General features: G+C 35.6%; 20 protein-coding genes. 17 read left to right on the top strand and 3 right to left on the bottom strand.

Annotated features, from left to right (window positions below; genetic code table 11):
- Positions 1-6: 6 nt before the first annotated feature.
- On the bottom strand, positions 7-561 hold the full coding sequence (locus tag SAGCYANO_RS19635; protein ID WP_202221605.1) for a tetratricopeptide repeat protein: 555 nt from the start codon (positions 559-561) through the stop codon (positions 7-9).
- Between the two features lie 260 nt (positions 562-821).
- Between SAGCYANO_RS19635 and SAGCYANO_RS45025 the strand changes: the two genes are divergently transcribed.
- From SAGCYANO_RS45025 to SAGCYANO_RS19570, 15 genes are all read left to right on the top strand, one after another.
- Positions 822-1,490, top strand: a complete 669-nt coding sequence (locus tag SAGCYANO_RS45025) for a sulfotransferase domain-containing protein (protein ID WP_237396381.1) — start codon at positions 822-824, stop codon at positions 1,488-1,490.
- A 14-nt stretch (positions 1,491-1,504) separates the two neighbouring features.
- Positions 1,505-2,557: a hypothetical protein gene (locus SAGCYANO_RS45020; protein WP_237396380.1), complete on the top strand. Its 1,053-nt coding sequence runs from the start codon at positions 1,505-1,507 to the stop codon at positions 2,555-2,557.
- Positions 2,558-2,590: 33 nt separating this feature from the next.
- The gene (locus SAGCYANO_RS19625) at positions 2,591-5,167 is read left to right on the top strand and encodes a glycosyltransferase family 92 protein (protein WP_255502615.1); all 2,577 of its coding nucleotides are present in this window, start codon (positions 2,591-2,593) and stop codon (positions 5,165-5,167) included.
- A 71-nt stretch (positions 5,168-5,238) separates the two neighbouring features.
- Complete coding sequence (locus tag SAGCYANO_RS19620; protein ID WP_202221603.1) at positions 5,239-5,490, top strand: hypothetical protein; 252 nt, start codon at positions 5,239-5,241, stop codon at positions 5,488-5,490.
- A 511-nt stretch (positions 5,491-6,001) separates the two neighbouring features.
- On the top strand, positions 6,002-6,730 hold the full coding sequence (locus SAGCYANO_RS19615) for a sulfotransferase family 2 domain-containing protein (protein ID WP_202221602.1): 729 nt from the start codon (positions 6,002-6,004) through the stop codon (positions 6,728-6,730).
- Positions 6,697-7,890, top strand: coding sequence for a class I SAM-dependent methyltransferase (locus SAGCYANO_RS19610; RefSeq protein WP_202221601.1), 1,194 nt, complete (start codon positions 6,697-6,699; stop codon positions 7,888-7,890). Before SAGCYANO_RS19615 ends, SAGCYANO_RS19610 begins: the two co-directional genes overlap by 34 nt.
- Before the next feature lie 609 nt (positions 7,891-8,499).
- Complete coding sequence (locus SAGCYANO_RS45015) at positions 8,500-8,745, top strand: helix-turn-helix domain-containing protein (RefSeq protein WP_237396378.1); 246 nt, start codon at positions 8,500-8,502, stop codon at positions 8,743-8,745.
- A 331-nt stretch (positions 8,746-9,076) separates the two neighbouring features.
- The gene (locus SAGCYANO_RS45010; RefSeq protein ID WP_307785937.1) at positions 9,077-9,319 is read left to right on the top strand and encodes a transposase; all 243 of its coding nucleotides are present in this window, start codon (positions 9,077-9,079) and stop codon (positions 9,317-9,319) included.
- A 91-nt stretch (positions 9,320-9,410) separates the two neighbouring features.
- Complete coding sequence (locus tag SAGCYANO_RS19600) at positions 9,411-9,704, top strand: zinc ribbon domain-containing protein (protein ID WP_202221633.1); 294 nt, start codon at positions 9,411-9,413, stop codon at positions 9,702-9,704.
- A 344-nt stretch (positions 9,705-10,048) separates the two neighbouring features.
- Entirely contained in the window at positions 10,049-10,300 is a 252-nt protein-coding gene (locus SAGCYANO_RS19595; protein ID WP_237396376.1) for a helix-turn-helix domain-containing protein, read from the top strand.
- Entirely contained in the window at positions 10,212-11,177 is a 966-nt protein-coding gene (locus SAGCYANO_RS45005; RefSeq protein WP_237396374.1) for a sulfotransferase family 2 domain-containing protein, read from the top strand. Before SAGCYANO_RS19595 ends, SAGCYANO_RS45005 begins: the two co-directional genes overlap by 89 nt.
- A gap of 148 nt (positions 11,178-11,325) precedes the next feature.
- Positions 11,326-12,666, top strand: coding sequence for a sulfotransferase (locus tag SAGCYANO_RS19585; RefSeq protein WP_202221600.1), 1,341 nt, complete (start codon positions 11,326-11,328; stop codon positions 12,664-12,666).
- Positions 12,667-13,198: 532 nt separating this feature from the next.
- The gene (locus tag SAGCYANO_RS19580) at positions 13,199-15,343 is read left to right on the top strand and encodes a class I SAM-dependent methyltransferase (protein ID WP_202221599.1); all 2,145 of its coding nucleotides are present in this window, start codon (positions 13,199-13,201) and stop codon (positions 15,341-15,343) included.
- Positions 15,340-16,539: a hypothetical protein gene (locus SAGCYANO_RS19575; RefSeq protein WP_202221598.1), complete on the top strand. Its 1,200-nt coding sequence runs from the start codon at positions 15,340-15,342 to the stop codon at positions 16,537-16,539. Before SAGCYANO_RS19580 ends, SAGCYANO_RS19575 begins: the two co-directional genes overlap by 4 nt.
- Complete coding sequence (locus SAGCYANO_RS19570; RefSeq protein WP_202221597.1) at positions 16,536-19,271, top strand: glycosyltransferase; 2,736 nt, start codon at positions 16,536-16,538, stop codon at positions 19,269-19,271. Before SAGCYANO_RS19575 ends, SAGCYANO_RS19570 begins: the two co-directional genes overlap by 4 nt.
- A 16-nt stretch (positions 19,272-19,287) precedes the next feature.
- Here SAGCYANO_RS19570 and SAGCYANO_RS19565 read toward each other — a convergent pair whose 3' ends face one another.
- Positions 19,288-19,770, bottom strand: coding sequence for a DNA-binding protein (locus tag SAGCYANO_RS19565; RefSeq protein ID WP_202221596.1), 483 nt, complete (start codon positions 19,768-19,770; stop codon positions 19,288-19,290).
- A gap of 512 nt (positions 19,771-20,282) precedes the next feature.
- On the opposite strand from SAGCYANO_RS19565, the gene SAGCYANO_RS19560 reads away from it, so the two are divergent.
- Entirely contained in the window at positions 20,283-20,801 is a 519-nt protein-coding gene (locus tag SAGCYANO_RS19560; protein WP_202221595.1) for a helix-turn-helix domain-containing protein, read from the top strand.
- Here the strand turns inward: SAGCYANO_RS19560 and SAGCYANO_RS19555 are convergent.
- Positions 20,798-21,232 (bottom strand): hypothetical protein, encoded by a 435-nt coding sequence (locus tag SAGCYANO_RS19555; RefSeq protein ID WP_202221594.1) that lies wholly within the window; start codon positions 21,230-21,232, stop codon positions 20,798-20,800. The two genes, SAGCYANO_RS19560 and SAGCYANO_RS19555, sit on opposite strands and share 4 nt — an antisense overlap.
- A 191-nt stretch (positions 21,233-21,423) precedes the next feature.
- Here SAGCYANO_RS19555 and SAGCYANO_RS19550 point away from each other — a divergent pair, with 191 nt between their 5' ends.
- The gene (locus tag SAGCYANO_RS19550) at positions 21,424-21,954 is read left to right on the top strand and encodes a hypothetical protein (RefSeq protein ID WP_202221593.1); all 531 of its coding nucleotides are present in this window, start codon (positions 21,424-21,426) and stop codon (positions 21,952-21,954) included.
- Positions 21,955-22,072 lie beyond the last annotated feature (118 nt).

Raw genomic sequence — 22,072 nt, 5'->3', positions numbered from 1 at the left:
AATTGACTATTTTCTGGTAGTTTTTAATCCTTGTTGATAAATAGCGATCGCCTCCGAGGAGTTCTTTTGTTTTTCTAAAATTTTCCCCAATAAATAGTAATTATTAGGATGATGAGGATTTAATTCAATCGCCTTTGAATAACAAGCGATCGCCCTATTCCATTTCTGTAGTTTCTCAAGACATTTCCCTAAAAATTTGTAATATTCCCACTTATCTGGTGTTAGTTCAATCGCTTTTTGATAATAGTCTATAGCTGACTGCCACTGCTTTTGCATCCCATATAGACTGCCAATATCAGCATAAACTTCTGCCCAATCAGGTTGAGTAGCAAGGGCTTTTGTGTACCAATCCATAGCTTCTGCGATTTGGCCCATATCCAGACTAATGTTTCCTAGTGTCTTGTACGCAGGGGCAAAATCTGGCACTGTAGCTAAGACTTTTTGACAAGCTGCCTGGGCTTTATCCAATTTCCCTTGGGCCAAATAATTCTCTGCCTGTTGGTGGTTTTCCACTGCTGTTGTTTCTTGATTCACTTGGGAACACATATTTTTATTATTCATTTAATTTATATACCTTTTGCAACTCATAAATAACTCCTCTGATTTTTTGCCACATCTTCTAGATAGTTGAGGTTGTTTACTGTAGAATAAAGTCTAAATTACATAATAATTTTACAGTAGTTATAGCATTTCTCAGTCTACTGAGGTACATTAAATTTTGTCAGACCAAAGTTAGTAATTTAGAAGCTATACCTCACTAGGTTAGTAAACACTATCTATAATATATAATAAATATTTTTAAAAGGTTCAAGAGTATCAAAATGACTTTACCAAACTTTATTATTATCGGCGCTCAGAAATGTGGAACTACCTCTCTATATAGATATTTGACTAAACATCCTCAAATTTTACCAGCCACTAAAAAAGAAGTACATTTCTTCGACTTAAACTTTGACAAAGGAATGAATTGGTATTATTCTCATTTTCCTCAAAAAGAAATTCCAAATCAAACCATTACAGGAGAAGCTAGTCCATACTATATATTTCATCCCCACGCTCCCCAGAGAATATCTCAATCTCTACCAGATATAAAACTGATTTTATTACTAAGAAATCCTGTAGACAGAGCAGTATCTCATTACTATCATAATCGTCAGTTTGGCAAGTCTCGCGAACCTCTATCTTTTGAACAAGCAATTCAACAAGAGCCATCTCGAATTGAACCAGAAATAGATAAAATTATGGCAGATGAAAATTATAAAAGTTTGCCACATCGATACTACAGTTACTTATCTAGAGGTATTTATATCGAGCAATTGCTCCGATGGCTGAAATTTTTTCCTCGGAAAAATTTGTTAATCTTAAAAAGTGAAGAACTTTGGGAAAATCCCAGACAAAAAATGAAACAAGTATGGAATTTTTTAGGAGTACCTAACAGACCACAAGAAATTTATAAAAATACAATTATAGAAAGCACAATAATGATATAAGTGAAGCTACACGAATGATGCTAACCGAATATTTTCAGCCCTATAACCAAAAGTTAGAGGAATACTTAGGTCAGAAATTTAATTGGGATAATACTGCTACTAAAAAATTAGAAAATCAGGAAAAGAAATCTTTAAACGCCACCTCTATAATTCAGCAAAGAACACATAAAAATCAAGATAAATTATCAGTAACTAAAACTCAGCCAGGTCAGGTCTTCCCCAGTCAAAAGAAAAATCAAAAAGCCTCAAGAGAAATAGAATTCAAATACTTAGTTGTAGCAACAGCTAGAAGTGGAACTAAATTTATGGCTCATGCTTTTAAAAGTGTGGGAATAAAATGCGGACATGAAACATTTTTTGGCGCACCTTCAAGAAAACAACGACACCTAACCAAGCAAGTAGTTAAGCAGAGAATGTTGAATCACTCAAACCTAGAAGCTGATTCTAGTTGGTTAGCAGTTCCTTTTTTAAATACCGAATGCGTACCAAAAGATGTTTCGATTATTCATCTAACTCGTCATCCCAAAAAAGTAATTGAATCCCTAATAGCAATAGGTTTTTTTCGACGAAATCACTGTTTTTATACTAACTATGCTCTTTTAAATACACCTGAAATTAAATCATCAGACTCAGAATTAACTAAATGTTGTAAATGGTATTTATACTGGCATCAGAAAATTGAACAAAGTGGCAGAAAGTTAATACATTATAGAGTGGAAGATTCTCTGGAAATACTGTTCGATAGACTGAACTTAGATTATCATAAGTATGAAATTTTTAATGACATTAAAACTAATACTAGAAATCCTGAAAATCGTAGAGAAATTAATTTTATGGAAGAAATAGAAGAACCAGATTTGCTTAAACAAATTATTGAAATGGCTGAACGGTATGGTTACTCAATTAAAGAAGAAATAGAAACGCCTAAGTCTAACAACCAAGTTCAACAAGAAAATATAATTAAACTCGATCAAGCTGAAAAAAAATTACAGGACTTTGCCTGCAAATTGGCAAAAATAAAAGATGAATTATACCCATCTTCACCCGATTTTTCAAAAAATAAGTAACCAAACATAGAATAAGAGGAGTTATTAAAAAAAATGAGGCAAAAATGTACCCTAAGTATCTGTGCAATTATGAAAAATGAGGGCTCATATCTCAGAGAATGGTTGGAATTTCACAAGTTAGTAGGAGTAGAAAGGTTTTACTTATATGACAATAATAGTACCGACAATACCAGAGATATTATTCGTCCTTATCTAGATACAGGAGAAGTTATTCTCAAACATTGGCCGGGAAAAGTAGGACAACAAATGGCAGCTTATACAGATTTTTTGGAAAACTATAAACATGAATCGGAATGGATTGCTTTTATCGATTTAGATGAGTTTTTATTTCCCACACTAGACAATGATTTAAAAGAGGTATTAAAAGAATTTGTTGATGCTCCAGCAGTAGGTGTAAATTGGCTAATTTTTGGTTCTTCCGGACATGAAACTAAACCAGAAGGTTTACAAATGGAAAATTATACTTATAGAGGCAAAAATGATTTTAAAGCTAATTTAAATTTCAAGTCAATTGTTCGCAGTGACCAAACTATTAGTTGTCTTAGTCCACATCATTTTACATACATTAATAATGGGGTAGCCGTAACAGAAAATCTAGAACCTTTATTGGGTAAAATTTCCGAGAAACATTCAGTTAGTAAATTGAGGATTAATCATTATTTTACTCGCTCAAAAGAAGAAACCAAAAAGAAAGTTCAACGTGGAAGAGCAACTGTAAAAAGTAAGAGAAAATTATCATTTGTTTTACTGCACGATCGTAATGATGTGGAAGATTTAACTATTCAACGCTTTCTTCCTCAGCTAAAATCAGCACTAACAAAAACTTCAGATAATCCTCAGATTACAGAAAAATGTAAATTAAGTATCTGTGCAATAATCAAAAATGAAAGCCCTTATCTAGTGGAATGGTTAGAATTTCACAAGTTAGTGGGTGTAGAAAGATTTTATTTATACGATAATGAGAGTACAGATAATACAAAAGAGATTATCAGTTCTTATATTAATTCAGGTGAAGTAATTTATTGTTATTGGCCTCAAAGACCAGGACAACTTTCTGCTTATTCTCATTGTCTAGAAAATCACAAACAAGAATCTGAATGGATAGCATTTATAGACTTAGATGAATTTTTATTTCCCACAAAAGCAGACGATATAAAAGAAATATTAGATGAATTTATTGACGTTCCTGCATTAGCAGTAAACTGGTTGATTTTTGGAAATTCCAACCATGAAACAAAACCCGAAGGCTTGCAAATAGAAAACTTTATTAAACGTAGTAAAAATAATTATAGCCCCAACAAAACTGTAAAATGTATTGTTCATCCAGAACAAACTGTTAAACCTGTCAATCCTCACCGCTTCATTTACCTAAATGGTTTAGCAGTAACAGAAAATAAACAACCAGTAAATAGAGCAATTACCCCAAAACATTCAGTACAAAAATTAAGAATTAATCATTACCATACTCGCTCAAAAGAAGAAAGCAAACCCAAAATGATGGGTGGGAAAGCAAACAAGAATAACAAGAAAGATTGGTCGAATTTTGAATCTAAAGAACATATTTTTAACGAAGTAAAAGATTTAACTATTCAACGGTTTATTCCCAAGCTGAAAAAAGCAATAGAAAAAGTAAATGCTTCGCTACCGCAGCTACAAAAAACTTCTCAAACTGCAAATTTATTAAACCCACTAATTCCAACTTCACCCCCATCAAAAGAAGTTATACCAACCCAAGGAAATCTAGATAAATCTCTAATTCAAAACCAAAACTTACTTCTAGTTGGTTGGGTGGCCTCAATTAACTATGGCCCCGTAGATGGCTTCAAAGTCGCGATCGCCGGGCAAGAAATTACCAAATTCGACCTCACCCTAGGTTTACCAAGTCCTGGGGTGAAAAAATCATATCCAGACCTAGACAATGCCTCCCTGGCTAAATTCCGCTTAAAATTACCTATAGAGCAAAAACAGCAAGAATATCAAGATTCACTAATAGCTTTAACTCCTTTGTTCAATCATCGTGAAGGTGGTTTAATACTAGCAGTTAAAAACCCTTCAATACCCATTCCTAGCACAAAATACACCAAGAATTTTGGTGGGATAAGTAGTCAGGAATTTATTGCCACTGGGTTTAAATGGCTAAGTTACTTAATTCAAAGAGTAAACCTCAAACCCACAGACCATATCCTGGATATTGGTTGTGGATTAGGTAACATTGCTTATGCTTTGACCTCCTACCTCAAATCTCCTGGACGTTATGAAGGTTTTGACATGGTAGACAAACCTCTAAAGTGGCTTCAGCAAGAAATTTCTACTGGCAAACCTAACTTTAAATTCCGTTTCGTTGACCTATATCATCCTATTTATTATCCCAAAGGAAATGTACCAGTAGCAGAATTTATTTTTCCCTATCCTAATGAAAGTTTTGATGTTGTTTGTCTGAGGAATATTTTTACTAATCTGCAAGCTGATGGGGTAAAGCAATATTTGAGAGAAATTAGTCGGGTGCTTAAACCAGGTGGTAAATGTTTATTTAGTTGTTTTTTGCTTAATTTGGAATCAGAAAATTTGACTGCTGAAGGAAAAAGTTCTAAAAATTTGTACATCAATTAAAAGATTGTTTTACCAGTAATCCTAAGAAACCAGAAGTAACTATTGGTTATCAAGAATCTTATCTACAGAAGTTGATTATAGAGCAAGATTTGAATGTCATCTCAAAATATTATGGTTCTTGGTGTGGTAGAATTTCCTTTACAAAACCTGATTTACTAATCTTACAAAAAAACTCTACTTCCGACCCTCTAGAAAATCCAGAACGGGAGTCAATAGAAGAATATAAATATCAATTAGATCAAATGAAAAAATCACTAAACCATTATCAAAACAAACTGCAAAAAATTAAGAGGCAAGTGACCGAAGCGACACAGAAAAACTGATGAAAAAAATAGAAAAAGTATATGTATATATGTATAAATATAGTCAAATAATTCCCATTAATTAGGGTTTGCTGAAAGAGTATTATGGGTTAGGGTAGGATACAGGATACAGGAGACAACCCAAACCTCGCCCCTCCCCCTCCCAGGAGGGGATAAATGGGAATGAGCGAGGAGGTAAGAGTAAGAATTATTCCTAGATTTTTCTCCCCAACTATGCGCCTAAAATACTAACTTTTTGAGCGTTTTAGACGTTATACTAGGCACTTTTTAAAAGCCCCAAAAAGGCACTTACCTTTATCTATCAATACTTTTAGATTAGATTGGTAAGCCCTAATTACTGTACGGTATTATGACCTAGAAAAAGAGGTAACAAGCCTCGCCTTGACTGCCCCACGGACTGTTTCCTTACAAGGGGATGAAAATTAAAATATTCCTGAAGTAAAGCTACCGAAAGATAGGGGTAGTCATTGATAATTGATAGCCTAGCTCCTCTCTCTAGAGGCTAACTGAAATGACACATATAAATGGGGTAGATTCAAAAATAGAAATAATTTCTATTCATGTACCCAAAACAGCAGGGTCAACATTTAAAAAGATTTTATTACAAGTTTATGGTCATAAAAATGTTATTCTAGATTATCCAATACCTAATAAAAGACGTTATCAAGCCCTAAAAACTCTTCATTCTCAAACGAAAGTAATTCACGGTCATTTTCCAGCAAATAAATACGATGAATATTATCCAGAGGCTCGCCAAATTATCTGGTTAAGAAATCCCATAATTGCATTATTTTCTCGGTACTATTTTTTAAAGAATGCTAGTCAGACACATTATGTCACTAAGATGCAGGAGTATTTGCAACAAGAAAAAAAAATAGATTTGATTGAATTTGCAGAAATACCAGAAAATCAGAATCAGATTAAACGTAAGTATCTCAAAGAAACTAAATTAACAGACTTTTACTTTGTCGGCATTCAAGAATTCTTTGAAACCGATATCAAAGAATTAAAAGAAATGTTAGAATGGCCGGAAATTGCTGTTAGCTATAAAAATAAAAATATATCAGCAGAATATCAAGATAGTCTGCAAGAATTACTCAAAAATAAACCAATAATTTCTCAGTTAGCAAAGCTAAATCAGGAGGATATAGAAATATATCAAGAAGCCTTAAATTTAAGAGAAAAAAGACTAAAAAATCTGGTTTATTGTATGGTGATGACCAAAAACAAAAACAACTAGAATTAAAAAAAATACAGCAACTAAAACTTAACCCCGAGGGCTCGCCTTTAAAGATAACAAACATAGCGAATGACTCTGGGCAGTTAGTCTCAAAAGGCAATATTGATAAAGTCATAATTAATAGTGAAGAATTAAAAATTCAAGGATGGGTAGCATCCCTTTATTCTGGTGTTGTTGAAAATTTTCAAGTGATAGTTGGAGGCATAAAAATAGATAACTTTGAAATAATTTGTGGTTTACCCAGCCCAGATATAAAGAAGATATGCTCTCATCTAGACAAAGCTGAAGCTGCTAGATTTTCTCTAAAAATTCCTCTATTTCCACAACAAATCCAAAGATGTCGGGATTGTTTAATAGTTTTAATTCCTATATTTAAAGGTCGTGAAGGGACTATCTTATTCAAATTGTTTAATCCTGGTCTACCAATTCCCGATCAAGAGTTAATTCAGTGGGTTGGTAGTGGAGATAAAGGAGTATTTATTCGTACAGCTTTGAAATTTCTGGGCTTTTTTATCCAAACCGCAGGTCTCAAACCTACAGACCAAATTTTTGATGTGGGATGTGGAGTAGGTCGGATTGCTTATTCTTTGACTTATTATCTTAACCAAACAACTTGCTATGAAGGTTTTGATGTTTCAGATAAGTTAGTTTCTTGGGCTACAAAAAATATTACTCCTGCTAGACCTAACTTCAATTTTAAATATTTAGATATTTATAACTCTATTTATAATCCTACTGGCAAGATATTGGCTACAGATTTCTGTTTTCCATATCAGAATGAAAGTTTTGATTTTGTCTGTGTAATTTCTCTATTTACTCATCTACAAGCTGCTGAAGTTAGACATTATCTTGATGAAATTTATCGAGTTTTAAGGAGGGGTGCTAGATGTTTTTTGACTTGCTTTTTGCTCAATTCAGAATCACAACATTTAATTGCTAAAGGTAAGAGTTCCCAAAATATTATTTATCAACTTGGGGAAAGTTTTACTAAAAATCCCGATCTGCCAGAAGAAGCTATAGGGTTTCAAGAATCTTTATTGTTAAATTGGATTGAGCAGCAAGGGTTTATTGTGGTAAATAAAACATTCGGTTTTTGGTGTGGACGTCGAGCTTTTGTCTGCGAAGATTTCTTAGTTATAGAAAAAAATGAGTTAAATTAAGGTAGAATATCTAGTGCCGCTACGCGGAAGTTAAAAGCGAGTGCGTAATTCTGAGGTCCCCTCAGAATGTAAGACGCACTCAAGACAGTCAAAAGTTAAAAATCAAAAGTATTGATTAAAGTATTGATTTGTAATTGTTCCCGCGATTTTGTAACTGGTCAGTTATTTCCGCCATCTTGCACTAGGCTAAAATTAGGTCTGAGGTTTGAGGTGGTAGATCATGGCATTGTAAGCATTCAGCGGTAAGCGGTCAGCTATCCTCCTATGGTCGGAACTACCTTATCAGCTATGAGTTATTAACTCATTATCTTTTGACATCCTCCCCGGCCTAAAGGCACGGGGATTCCTACTGAGCCGTAGCTCTTCGGCGGGTTGACGCTTTGCTTCGCATAGCTGTCGCTAACACAGGGTGCTGCTTCCTTGGCGGTAGTCTGACGCTTCCCTCCACGTCCGTTTAGAGTTTCCGAGTGCCCCTCGGCAACTAATAATAGTGTAGCATATATTCAATTCACTTGCAAATAAAATAAAAAGTCGCCCTACAAGGGCGACTTTTTAGTATATATTATGTGAATAAATATGTTATCATATTGTTAGTTTAAGAGTCAAATTATGAAAGCTAGATTTAAGTATCGTATTTATCCAACACCGGGACAAAAAGACCGATTAGCAAAGCTATTTGGTTCGGTCCGTGTGGTTTGGAATGATAGTCTAGCTTGCTGCCAAGAAAAGTATACTTCAGGAGAAAAAAAACAATTAATTCTGAACTACAAAAGCTTTTTATTACTCAAGCTAAAAAAACTGAAGACAGAGAGTGGTTATCAGAAGTTTCTGCTATACCATTGCAGCAATCTTTAAATGATTTAAACCAGGCGTTGCTCTAACTTTTTTAAATCGACAAAAGGTGAGAGAAAAGGTAGACCCATTAAACCTCCTAAATTCAAAAGCAGGAAATCAAAACAAACTGCTAGGTTTACACTCGTGAGGATTTAAAGTTGGTCAACATAAAGTTTAGAAGCGCCAAAATTGGAAAGCTGAAAATAGTTTGGTCAAGACAGTTACCTGCTGCTCCATCATCAGTAACAGTAATCAAAGACGTAGGGGCGAACGGCCGAAAGCTTGCGCATAACTATCGTTAACGCCCCTACATAGATATTTCTTAAGTTTTGTAGTAGAAATACAACCATAAATCTTACCTCAAACTGATAATTCAGTAGGTATAGATTTAGGGTTCAAAACCTTTGCTACATTTAGCGACGGTACAAAGATTGATGCACCAAAACCACTCAAAAAACGAATTAAGAAGTTAAGAAAGTTAAGTAAATCATTATCTCATAAAACTAAGGGGTCTAAAAGATATGAAAAAGCACGGGTTAGAATTGCTAAGTTCCATGGCAAACTGAAAGATACGCTTAACAGATTTTCTGCATAAATTATCTACTAAAATAATTCGTGAAAACCAAACAGTTGTTTTAGAAGTATAACAACGTTTCTGGTATGGTAAAAAACCGTAACCCACCCCCATCCCCTCCCGGGAGGAGCAAGAGGGGTGGGTATCAGATTTAGGTTGGAGAACTTTCAGAACATTCCTAGATGGAATTGCTGAAAAATATGGTCGCTATTTCAGAGTAATTAATCGTTGGGAACCAACATCTCAAACTTGCTCTAGCTGTGGATTCAAAGGTGGCAAGTTAGACCTTAAGGTGCGAGAATGGGAGTGTCTAAACTGTGGCAGCAAACACGTTCTTAGACGAAAACGCAGCGATAAATATATTAGTCGCTCCTTGGGCATGCCTCCTCCGGAGGAGCTACGCTAACGGAGACAAAAAACGGACGTGGAGGCAAGGGTAACCCACCCCCATCCCCTCCCGGGAGGAGAGCAAGAGGGGTGGGTGCAGCAGCCTGTAAGACGTCAACCCACCGAGGAGTTACGGCTCGGTAGGAATCCCCGTGCCTAACAGCCGGGGAGGATGTCAAATGGCATTTAGCTAAACCGCCCTTGAGCCTCACACCATAATTTGAAAGAGGAGTGTCAGATGAATCGGCGACCAATTGAATAGGTTCGATGCCCATTCAATTTGCACGCTATCCCAGCAGAAGCTTTCGCCCTAGTTGAAAAACTTGTATGATTATATTGCAATAACCCCGGAAATTTTCCACCATGCGGACTGCCTACCAATATAAATTAAGGCCCAATAAAAAACAGTTAGCCACAATAGAAATGTGGTTGGAATTGTTGCGTCGGCAGTACAACTATCGGTTAGGTGAAAGATTCTCATGGTGGTCAGAAAATCGCTGTCCGGTTAATGCTTGCCCCAAGGTAGATGCCAATTCCTCAACTAAGAGATCATCCAGATTATTACTCTCAAAAAAAAGATTTAGTCAATACCAAAGACAAATTTCCAGAATATAAGCTAATTCATTCTCAGGTATGCCACGACTGCATAAAACGGGTAAAACTTGCCTTTGATAGATGGTTGAAAGCAGACAAAAATGGACAGAAATTAGGGAAACCAAGGTTTAAGGGAAAAGGTCGTTATCGTAGTTTTACTTATCCTCAAATCAAGCAAGACTGCATTCAAGAAAACAAGATCAACTTGCCAAAAATAGGCAATATAAAGTTGATTCAACATCTAAATTCAAGATGGGATTATTATAAATTCATGGTAGATATTATTTCAATTCATGTACCTAAAACAGCAGGTACAACTTTTAAAGATATATTATTACAAGTGTATGGTCCCGAGGGAGTTTGTGTTGATAATCAACCAGGATATCCAGAAGTCGGAGCCAAAGTGAGGGTAATTCACGGTCATTTTCGGACTATTAAATATGAAGGAAAATATCCTGGTGCTAAAAGGATAATTTGGCTGAGAAATCCTGTAGAACGTTTAATTTCTCAATACTTCTATTGGAAAGGTTTACCCTTGGGAAATAATCCATTTAATGACCCCCATCATAAATTAGTAATCGAACAAAATTTAAGTATTGTCGAATTTGCCGAAATGCCAGAAATGCGGAATTTAATGTATAAAGCTACCAGTGAAAAACCAATCACAAATTTTTATTTTATTGGCATCAAAGAATATTTTTCTGAGGATTTGAAAAAACTTAAAGAAAAATTGAATTGGCAAGACTTTCAGATAAGTAGTAAACAAACAAATAAGTATCCTGGTTATCAAGAAAAATTGCCAGAAATATTGTCTGACCAAAAAATACTGGATAAGTTAGCATCTCTGAATAGGTTAGATATAGAATTATATCAACAAGCCTTAAGACTCAGAAATTGAAGAAGGCAAAAGGCAGAAGACAGAAGGCAGAAGGGAAAATTGTATGGGGATTCTCACCCCAAACAATTTTAAACACCCCCGTTGACGGTGGGGTATTAAACCCATAAGGGAAAAGATAAACCACAAGTAAATTAAAAAATTATTCGTAATGGTCGCAATAGCAAAAGTAGAAATATTAGAAGTAGAAAAATATTCTAATTTGGCAGAATTATTAGGCTGTGCAATAGACATTCCTGAAACAGGAGAACACAAAAATACATACACAATTGATATTTCAGGTTGGGTATTAGGCAAGAAATATCCAGCCGTAGCTATCAAAATAATTAACAACAAGAGAATGTTACGGAAAATTCCGATTGGAAATCAGCGACCAGAATTAGCTACAATTTATCCACAAAATCCAAAAGCGAAAAACTGTGGTTTTGCCACCTCTATTAGCATCATTGGATTATCAACAGAAGATGAATTAAATTTACAAGCAGTTCTCAAAGACCAAACTCATATTCCCATCGCAAAAATACGATTTAGACATCAGCCTTTGCGTTCTGGCTACCAACCAAAATTACAGCCATTAATAGTAACTTGTGTCGGACGCACAGGCACAACTTGGTTAATGCAACTCCTATCCCAACATCCACGGTTGATTGTGTCTCAACATTACCCCTATGAAGTTAGAGCTGCACAGTATTGGATGCAAATGTTGCAAGTGCTTTCACAACCAGCAAATCCTCAACATTCTACTCCTATAGTTGGTTTCGAGAACAATCTAAATTTGATTGGGCATAATCCTTTTTATCATAAAAACGTCAATTCACCCGAAACCCTTGATTGGTATGGAAATGATTACCCAGAAAAACTAGCAGCCTTTTGCCAGCAAAGTATTGATGGACTTTACCAAGCTCTCGGAAGTAGCCAAGGTAAAAATTTTTCCAATGATGGGCAACCTATATATTTTGCAGAGAAGTATATGCTCAACCCGATTAAAACACTCTTCCTAGAACTTTATCCCGAAGGACGAGAAATAATTTTAGTGCGAGATTTCCGAGATGTAGTCTGCTCGGTCATTGCTTTTAATGCTAAACGCGGATACGATATGGCAGGTCAACAACAGATTAAAACTGATGAAGAGATTATTCGCAAAACCGGAAATTTTCAAGCAAGAATGTTGGTACAAAGATGGAAAGAATGTTCGCAAACAGCTTTCTTACTGCGCTACGAAGATTTGATTTTATCCCCAGTAGAGACTCTGAGTCAGCTTTTGGAATATTTGGGTTTGGAAAATTCCCAGACAACTATTGGTACTATGCTCGAAACTGCATCGGGAGATACCAATAAAATGGAAAAACATCGAACTACTACCAGTGCTGAAGCTTCCATCGGTAGATGGAAATCTGACCTAAACCCTGAACTTCAAGAATTATGTCAGCAGGTTTTTGCTGAAGCTTTACAGGAATTTGGTTATGGGAAATCTAGTGTTGTTGAATATTAGACATCTCCTCCAAAAGAGGCAACAGCTCCGGAAGGCAACAGCTCATCTGGGGGAAATAATTGATAATTTATGGATAAGAACTTATTTGATATTTGATTTTTGGAGATGTCTATTAGACATCTGGTGATAATTCAGTTTAAGCTCTTTTGACATCAGACCCATTTTTTTTGATGAAAAGAGAGACAAGGGAGCTTTTCTTGGGTTTGTATTTATGATTAAAATAATTCAAAAGACTTTAAGATTAAATCTTAATTTCTACCAGAGGTATATTTAAGGATAGAAAAATGATATTGGGAATTTTTTCGACTGTTTCAAAACAATTAGCCGAAGCAGTTACCTTGACGAGTCTCTTGTCTATATTCCTAGCATAGACAAAGATTGGTATAATTTTTCAGTTTATTTAACGACGAGTCTATTGATTAATACCATTTTGAAGAATTCCTGCAAGGACCAAGGACCAACGCTTTCAGAGAGAGACTTGCAGGCGCTCATTTATAACAAACATTTATCGCTCTTGATATAACAACAAACTATGAATAAACCAATAGAAACTAAGGGAAATCTCGAATTAGTAAGGCTAGAAAATCAAAAACTAGAGGTATATGGTTGGATAGCCTCAGTTAATCCTAATCCAGTGCAAAATTTTAATGTAACTATCGATACCCAACAAATAGAGGATTTTGAACAGACCTTGGGTATCCCTAGTCCAGATGTTAATCAAATTCATCCTCACCTGGGTAATAGTGCTAAAGCTCGCTTTCGTCTGGTTATCCCTCTCAACTCCCAACAAATTGAGCAATATCAAAAGTCGGGAATTGCCCTTACTCCTATTTTCTCTGAGGGTAAGGGGAAAGTTATACTTCATCATCTAGGCACAACAACTCCAGCAAACAAATCCCAATCTGATGAAAGTCAACAACAGCGATCGCTAAGTCTATTGCCAGATAAAATTTCTCAAACAACTAATACTTTACGGAGTGTTGGCAATTTTGACCAAGCAATTATTCAAAATCAACAGTTACGCCTTTCTGGTTGGGTAGCTTCTCTCAACTCTGGCCCTGTAGAAGGGTTTGAAATTTCTATCGCAGGTCAAGCCATCACAGAATTTGAATATTCTCTTGGTCTTCCGAGTCCAGATGTCAAGAAGGCTTTTCCCAAACTTGATAATGCTGAAGTTGCTCGTTTCCAGGTAATAATTCCTATTTCTCAACCTCAAATCGAACAGTTTGATGATTCTGTTGTTGCCTTAACTCCTTTATTTAATGATGGTAAAGGTGTTGTTATGGTTAAAGTAATTTCTGTTGTGGGTGGGGGGAATAAACCTGTTAACCACAAAATTGTTGATTCCCATGTAATTCTGTCTGATGGAAAATCGATACCTGTGCCACCAACACCTCTGGTAGTTAGAGTGCATGGAGATTCAAAAATTAGTGGATTTTTACAAGCAGGTTGGGAAATAAGTAGAGACTTAAAAGCAGTTCTGAAGAAAATTGGCAAAGAGTTTAGTGAATTTGATTCAGTCTTAGATTTTGGCTGCGGTTGTGGGCGGGTAATTATCTGGAATTCTCTGTTAAGTAACTCTACTTCCTTATACGGTACAGATATTGATGCAGAGGCAATATCTTGGTGTCAGGAAAATCTAAAATTTGCCAAGTTTAGAGTCAACCAAGCTTTACCACCTATAGAATACGAAGATAATCAATTTGACTTGGTTTATCTCATCTCAGTATTCACTCATATTAATGAAGAAATGCAGTTGCAATGGCTGCAAGAGTTACGCAGAATTACTAAGCCGGAAGGCATTGTTTTGATTACCACTCGTCGCCCCAATACTCCAAAAGAAGCTTATGAATTGGCAACTAAGTTGGAAACAGATGGATTAGTATTTGTGCCCTCTGTTGCAGAAAAGAAGATTTTTCCTGACTGGTACAAAACTACTTATCAAACCGAAGATTATGTCAGAAATAGGTGGGCATCGGAATTTGAAATAATTGATTATCTTCCTGGTGGGATTCGCGGTAATCAAGATATAGTTATTCTGCGAAATAATCAGAACAGGGAAGAAGGAATAGGGGAAGAGCAAATATCAGAAACTACACCTTTACTACCTACAACTGGATATGTGGAACAGGTGAAAATTTCTCAGGAAAATCAACTTTCTATTAAAGGTTGGGTGGCTGCGGTTAATTCAGGTTTTCTAGAAAATATGAAGGTGATTCTGGGTGGGGTGGAAATACAGAATTTTCAACTTAAAAAAGGGATTCCTAGTCCGGATGTGAAAAAGTCTAATTCTGATTTGGATGCGGAAAATGCTAGGTTTGAACTTTCGATACCTTTAAATTTACAACAGTTAGAGCAGTGCCAAGATTCTGATGTTAGTTTGACTCCCTTTTTCCAAAAAGGTGAAGGTACTGTGATTTTAAAACAGTTAGTTTTGTCTTTACCAAAACCACAAATTCAACAGGAAATAGAACCAGAGCAAATATCAAAAACTATACCTTTACTACCTACAACTGGATATGTGGAACAGGTGGAAATTTCTCAGGAAAATCAACTTTCTATTAAAGGTTGGGTGGCTGCGGTTAATTCAGGTTTTCTAGAAAATATGAAGGTGATTCTGGGTGGGGTGGAAATACAGAATTTTCAACTTAAAAAGGGATTCCTAGTCCGGATGTGAAAAAGTCTAATTCTGATTTGGATGCGGAAAATGCTAGGTTTGAACTTTCGATACCTTTAAATTTACAACAGTTAGAGCAGTGCCAAGATTCTGATGTTAGTTTGACTCCCTTTTTCCAAAAAGGTGAAGGTACTGTGATTTTAAAACAGTTAGTTTTGTCTTTACCAAAACCACAAATTCAACAGGAAATAGAACCAGAGCAAATATCAAAAACTATACCTTTACTACCTACAACTGGATATGTGGAACAGGTGGAAATTTCTCAGGAAAATCAACTTTCTATTAAAGGTTGGGTGGCTGGAGTTAACTCAGGTTTTCTAGAAAATATGAAGGTGATTCTGGGTGGGGTGGAAATACAGAATTTTCAACTTAAAAAAGGGATTCCTAGTCCGGATGTGAAAAAGTCTAATTCTGATTTGGATGCGGAAAATGCTAGGTTTGAACTTTCGATACCTTTAAATTCACAACAGTTAGAGCAGTGCCAAGATTCTGATGTTAGTTTGACTCCCTTTTTCCAAAAAGGTGAAGGTACTGTGATTTTAAAACAGTTAGTTTTGTCTTTACCAAAACCACAAATTCAACAGGAAATAGAACCAGAGCAAATATCAAAAACTATACCTTTACTACCTACAACTGGATATGTGGAACAGGTGGAAATTTCTCAGGAAAATCAACTTTCTATTAAAGGTTGGGTGGCTGGAGTTAACTCAGGTTTTCTAGAAAATATGAAGGTGATTCTCGGTGGGGTGGAAATACAGAATTTTCAACTTAAAAAAGGGATTCCTAGTCCGGATGTGAAAAAGTCTAATTCTGATTTGGATGCGGAAAATGCTAGGTTTGAACTTTCGATACCTTTAAATTCACAACAGTTAGAGCAGTGCCAAGATTCTGATGTTAGTTTGACTCCCTTTTTCCAAAAAGGTGAAGGTACTGTGATTTTAAAACAGTTAGTTTTGTCTTTACCAAAACCACAAATTCAACAGGAAATAGAACCAGAGCAAATATCAAAAACTATACCTTTACTACCTACAACTGGATATGTGGAACAGGTGAAAATTTCTCAGGAAAATCAACTTTCTATTAAAGGTTGGGTGGCTGCGGTTAATTCAGGTTTTCTAGAAAATATGAAGGTGATTCTCGGTGGGGTGGAAATACAGAATTTTCAACTTAAAAAGGGATTCCTAGTCCGGATGTGAAAAAGTCTAATTCTGATTTGGATGCGGAAAATGCTAGGTTTGAACTTTCGATACCTTTAAATTCACAACAGTTAGAGCAGTGCCAAGATTCTGATGTTAGTTTGACTCCCTTTTTCCAAAAAGGTGAAGGTACTGTGATTTTAAAACAGTTAGTTTTGTCTTTACCAAAACCACAAATTCAACAGGAAATAGAACCAGAGCAAATATCAAAAACTATACCTTTACTACCTACAACTGGATATGTGGAACAGGTGGAAATTTCTCAGGAAAATCAACTTTCTATTAAAGGTTGGGTGGCTGGAGTTAACTCAGGTTTTCTAGAAAATATGAAGGTGATTCTCGGTGGGGTGGAAATAGAGAATTTTCAACTTAAAAAAGGGATTCCTAGTCCGGATGTGAAAAAGTCTAATTCTGATTTGGATGCGGAAAATGCTAGGTTTGAACTTTCGATACCTTTAAATTCACAACAGTTAGAGCAGTGCCAAGATTCTGATGTTAGTTTGACTCCCTTTTTCCAAAAAGGTGAAGGTACTGTGATTTTAAAACAGTTAGTTTTGTCTTTACCAAAACAAAAAAATGAATCCCACTCAGACAAACAAATTCAAACAATACAACCACCTAATTCTACTGTTCAATTACCAACTTCTCCAGAATCACTAAAACAGGAGTTAGAACCTAAAACAATTACTGCTACATCGCCAGAGTTACTATCTCCAGAATCATCAACACATCAAAAAGTAGAACAAGTAAAATTATCTTCTTCTGTGCTGGAAACAATTCAGGCAGATTTAGAACTTTCGCAAACAGAAATTCAAGAAATTAAAGCTGATTTAGAAAGATTTAAATCTCAAAAAGAAAATATTCCTGCCAAGAGTCTATTTCCTGTAGAACGAGATATTTCAACTACGGCTAAAAAAAAACTTCTGACTAAACCTTTAGAAAAATTTACTCAAAAGTCAAAATTTCCTACTCCCCCGCCCAAACAAAAACAAGAATTATTGGGTTTATCCGGAGTAACAGTTGATAAATTCTGGGAAATTATTTTAGTAGAAGGAAGGAGGAAGAAGGAAGAAGGAAGAAGGGATTTTTCTGAATCTTCTATAGAAGGAAGAAGGAAGGAGGAAGAAGGAAGAGGAGATTTTTCTGAATCTTTGATAGAAGGAAGAGGAGATTACTCTAAACCTTCTATTAGTATTCTTACTCCAACCTGGAACTCATCTTTAGATTGGTTTGTGGAAACAGTTTTAAGTGTTCTTAACCAATCTATCCCTAACTGGGAATGGTGTATTGTTGATGATGGCTCGAAACAAGCAGAAATTAGAAATGTTCTTGCAGGTTTAGCAGAAAAAGAACCCAGAATTAAAGTTCTCTTTTCAGAAGATAATGGTGGAATTAGTGCTGCTACAAATAAAGCTCTAAATATGGCTACAGGAGAATATATTTGTTTATTAGACCATGATGATACTCTGGCTCCCACAGCATTAGAAGATAGTCTCAATAAACTGGCAGAAGGATTCGATGTGGTTTATTCCGATGAAGATAAAATTGATTTTTCTGGGTTAAATTATATCGTTCCATTCTTTAAACCTGACTGGTCTCCTGAATATTTTCGTGGTGTTATGTATGTCGGTCATTTATTATGTGTCCGCCGAGAATTAGCTTTAACTGCTGGTGGTTTTAATAGCGAATTTGATGGGGTACAAGACTATGAGTTTATGTTACGAGTTTCCGAGCAAACTAATAAAATTGCTCATCTTTCTCGACACCTTTATCATTGGCGACAAGTTAAAGGAAGTATTTCGGGAGATGCCGATGCTAAAGCAGGTATAGAAGTAGTACAACAAGCTGCTGTTAATTCTCATTTACAAAGGATTGGTTTAGCAGCAAAAGCAGAACCAGGGGTAGGTAAACATCGGATAAATATTAATCCTTTACCTAAAAATAATCATCCTTTGATTAGTCTAATTATTGCTGCTCCTAATCTTTCAGAAAATATTGATAAATGGTCGAAAAATCTTTTGTCTGTTTCAACTTATCCCAAAAATGAATTGATTTTAGTGGGTGGGGAAAAAACAGAAAATATTATCAAAAATTCTGCGGTGAAAGTTTTAAATCTATCAGGGCAATTTAATTATTCTCGTGCTTATAATCTGGCTGCCAAAACAGCCCAAGGAGAATATTTTATTTTCCTCAATACTAATTTGGAAGTTGTTACTGAAGATTGGCAACGACATATTTTATATTACGCCGAACAATCTGATATTGGGGCTGTGGGAGGATTATTAATTTTCCCAGATGGAATTGTTGAACACGCAGGCATTGTATTAGGAAAGTCTGGAAAAGTTGATTATCTAATGCGAGGTTTTCCCTCTAACCATGATGGTTATGCAGGTTCTTTAGTTTGTGCAAGAGAAGTATCTGCTGTAAGTAGAGATTGTTTGATGGTGAGTAGGCAAAATTTTGAAATAGTTGGAGGTTTTAATGAACACTTTTTCTCCGATTATCAAGATGTTGATTTGTGTTTGAAGTTGAGGAAAAATGGCAAGCGAATAGTCTTTACCCCCCGTAGTGTTTTAATTAATCATCAATCAGAAAAACACAGACAAAGAAATTATGATGTGGTTGACTATATGTTGCTATTAGACCAACGGCAAATTTATATGGATTTGGGAGACCCATACTATAATCTGAATTTTGATATTCAACTTAGCGATTATACTGTTGCTTTGTAGCTGATAAACCTACTTTTTACTCATCAGTTAAAGCCCATTTGTTATCTATTTTTAAAACTCCCTCTTGATAATCAACCATGGTAACTGCTGCCAGAGTTTCAATCCACACAGTGGCACCACAACTATGAGGTTTCTCTGGTTGGTAGACAATCCTACAGGGGCCGTGAATTTCAGCTTCATGGCCAGTTGCTAAATTGCTGCTGCCTTCTTTAACAGAAAGAATCGTCAAATCGCTATTTTGCTTGTTTTTATTTCTATCTATATGGTTGCGATTAAAGTGAACAGTGTTCTTGCCACAACGCTTATGAGAACTCCAACGTGGTTTAGGACCTTTTCTTCTGCGATGTATTCTAGGCATTCCTTGATGTAACGGAATTACCCAAACTCGATTATTGATTTTTCTGGCTCCTTGTATGCGGCCTTCCTTAAGCAATATTCTAACTCTTTGAGTAGATATACTTAAAAGACTTGCTGCTTCTGTGGTGCTTACAAACATCATTTCTTCTATTGCGACTATAGCAATAGTACATTAGATAGCTGAAATTGTAATTAGTGGGATGAAGAAATTTATTGGAGGTATAGGAAAGTTTTAAAAATTAAAAAAATATTTTAGAAATAGATATAGATACTCGCAGCTTAAAATTTGTGGCCCAAGACAGATGATAGAAAGAGAGTAGTTTGAAAAGAAATTCAAAATTCCTCTGATATTAAATCCAGCTACTAAATCCGGCGATCGCGGAGCGCGTATCGCGCGTTGTTTGATGAGGAGGGTAAAGCAGCCGGAGCTAGGATTCCTAAAGGCTTAAGGGTTAGGACTACGCCCAAAAATTACTTTTTTAGCTGAATTGCCGAGAAGCCTCACGCCATAATATTTGATTTGGTGTGAGATGAATCGGCAGCAAATTGAATGAGTTCGATGCCCATTAAATTTGCAAATCTCCTACCAGAAGCTTTCGCCCTAGTTGAAAAACTTGTATGATTATCTTGCAATAACCCCGGAAATTTTCCACCATGCGCACTGCCTACCAATATAAATTAAGGCCAAACAAAGAACAGTTAGCCACAATAGAAATGTGGTTGGAATTGTTGCGTCGGCAGTACAACTATCGGTTAGGCGAGCGGTTCTCGTGGTGGGAAGAAAATCGCTGTCCGGTTAATGCTTGTCCCTTGGTGATGCCCATTCCTCAACTCTTAGATGATCCAGATTATTACTCTCAAAAAAAAGATTTGGTCAATACCAAACACCAGTTTCCTGAGTACAAGCTAATTCATTCTCAAGTTTTACAGGATTGCATAAAACGAGTAAAACTTGCCTTTGATAGATGGTTGAAAGCAGACAAAAATGGACATAAATCAGGGAAACCAAGGGAAAAAATTTACTGGAGATATGGGAGTGTGAAAAATGAGAAAATGATTTTCCAGATAGGTTATAGATACTCGCAGCTTAAAATCTGTGGCCCAAGAAATATGAGTTTTAATATGGTGCGTTACATTTCATTAACGCACCCTACTGGACTACAAATGCTTTAGCGGATATAGCGCATATCTTGCAAGAAATGATAACGAGAAGGTGATGTAACTCCACAAATATTACTACCTTTATTATCACTCCAGTAAAAGTCTAGATATCTTCCAGTATCTTTGCTCTCTCTAGCCATTTGTAAAAATTCTGGTCGGTTAAGACCATGACCAGGATAAGTAGAGTAAACAACAAAAGTGCTTGGCGCTTTACCAGTTTTATCATCAAATATTCTAGCAACCGCTAAGTCATGACCTTTCAAAACACCATAGTTTTCTGTACAAATATCGATAGAAATTACTCTTGCTTTCAAAGGACCTCCAGCATAAGCAGAAATTGCTGATAAGAAAGTTACAGCAGATGTAGCAGCAACAGTTAAAGTTAGAGAACGAACTAAGCTGTTTTTTGTTGAATTGATAAATTCTGTAACTACTTTTGACATTTTATTACCTTATTTATTGAATCTTTTTACCCTATAATTAGGCACCTAATGCAATTCTAATTCCCTCATTTTCATATCTACAAGCCGGAAAAAGACGGATAAAAACGGAGATTTTATTAAGAAAATATAAAAAGGACGGATAAAGAAGGATAATAGCGGATAAGCTATTCAGAAGAATTAATTCTAAAACAATGGACTGGCAAACAGTTTTAAATTCAATTGATGAGTTAGTCTTTCAGCAAACGGGAAAACACCTCAATAATCTACAAATGGGAATTTTAAAAGGTGTTCTGAATAACGAAAAATATAGAGAAATTGCAGAAAAATATAAATGTTCTAATGGTCATGTTAAGGATGAAGGATACGAACTCTGGCAAGTTTTATCAGAGATTTTTGGGGAGAAGTTAAATAAGTCAAATTTTATCGCTACAGTCGAACGTTTAGGATTTGCAAATTATCACTCTCGGTTATTTAATCCGGTACAAATTGGTAATCTCAATCTTTGTCCTAATTCCGAAACAGCAGAATTAGAAAATAGTAATGCTGCAAATACTCAATCAAATTATAAAAAGACAACCTCTTGCCAACCCATCGTTGAAAACGTTTTATACGCAACTAAATTAAATACTGTTTCTAAATTAATCAAACTCGGTTTAACAGCAGAGCAAGTTGCTGAAGCGGTAGATTTACCATTAAATGAAGTACAACAACTAATGGAATAAATTTGTCAGTATGATGAGTCAAGCAAGTTTAGCGATCGCCTCTCGTTCATCTAAGATCTTTTTATAAGGATCTCTCTCCTTACCAAAAAATGAGGTCCAAACCCTCCCCTTTTAAGGG

The sequence above is a fragment of the Okeania sp. KiyG1 genome, assembly GCF_014132355.1.
Lineage (GTDB): Bacteria > Cyanobacteriota > Cyanobacteriia > Cyanobacteriales > Microcoleaceae > Okeania.
The sequence above is the reverse complement of the archived record's forward strand: the minus strand, read 5'-3'. Positions and strand labels throughout refer to the sequence as shown.

What these genes read in the sequence shown, in the direction of transcription:
- SAGCYANO_RS19635 (WP_202221605.1), bottom strand. Translation starts at nt 561, where the DNA reads ATGAATAATAAAAATATGTGTTCCCAAGTGAATCAAGAAACAACAGCA.
- SAGCYANO_RS45025 (WP_237396381.1), top strand. Translation starts at nt 822, where the DNA reads ATGACTTTACCAAACTTTATTATTATCGGCGCTCAGAAATGTGGAACT.
- SAGCYANO_RS45020 (WP_237396380.1), top strand. Translation starts at nt 1,505, where the DNA reads ATGATGCTAACCGAATATTTTCAGCCCTATAACCAAAAGTTAGAGGAA.
- SAGCYANO_RS19625 (WP_255502615.1), top strand. Translation starts at nt 2,591, where the DNA reads ATGAGGCAAAAATGTACCCTAAGTATCTGTGCAATTATGAAAAATGAG.
- SAGCYANO_RS19615 (WP_202221602.1), top strand. Translation starts at nt 6,002, where the DNA reads ATGACACATATAAATGGGGTAGATTCAAAAATAGAAATAATTTCTATT.
- SAGCYANO_RS45015 (WP_237396378.1), top strand. Translation starts at nt 8,500, where the DNA reads ATGAAAGCTAGATTTAAGTATCGTATTTATCCAACACCGGGACAAAAA.
- SAGCYANO_RS19595 (WP_237396376.1), top strand. Translation starts at nt 10,049, where the DNA reads ATGCGGACTGCCTACCAATATAAATTAAGGCCCAATAAAAAACAGTTA.
- SAGCYANO_RS45005 (WP_237396374.1), top strand. Translation starts at nt 10,212, where the DNA reads ATGCCAATTCCTCAACTAAGAGATCATCCAGATTATTACTCTCAAAAA.
- SAGCYANO_RS19585 (WP_202221600.1), top strand. Translation starts at nt 11,326, where the DNA reads ATGGTCGCAATAGCAAAAGTAGAAATATTAGAAGTAGAAAAATATTCT.
- SAGCYANO_RS19580 (WP_202221599.1), top strand. Translation starts at nt 13,199, where the DNA reads ATGAATAAACCAATAGAAACTAAGGGAAATCTCGAATTAGTAAGGCTA.
- SAGCYANO_RS19565 (WP_202221596.1), bottom strand. Translation starts at nt 19,770, where the DNA reads ATGATGTTTGTAAGCACCACAGAAGCAGCAAGTCTTTTAAGTATATCT.
- SAGCYANO_RS19560 (WP_202221595.1), top strand. Translation starts at nt 20,283, where the DNA reads ATGCGCACTGCCTACCAATATAAATTAAGGCCAAACAAAGAACAGTTA.
- SAGCYANO_RS19555 (WP_202221594.1), bottom strand. Translation starts at nt 21,232, where the DNA reads ATGTCAAAAGTAGTTACAGAATTTATCAATTCAACAAAAAACAGCTTA.
- SAGCYANO_RS19550 (WP_202221593.1), top strand. Translation starts at nt 21,424, where the DNA reads ATGGACTGGCAAACAGTTTTAAATTCAATTGATGAGTTAGTCTTTCAG.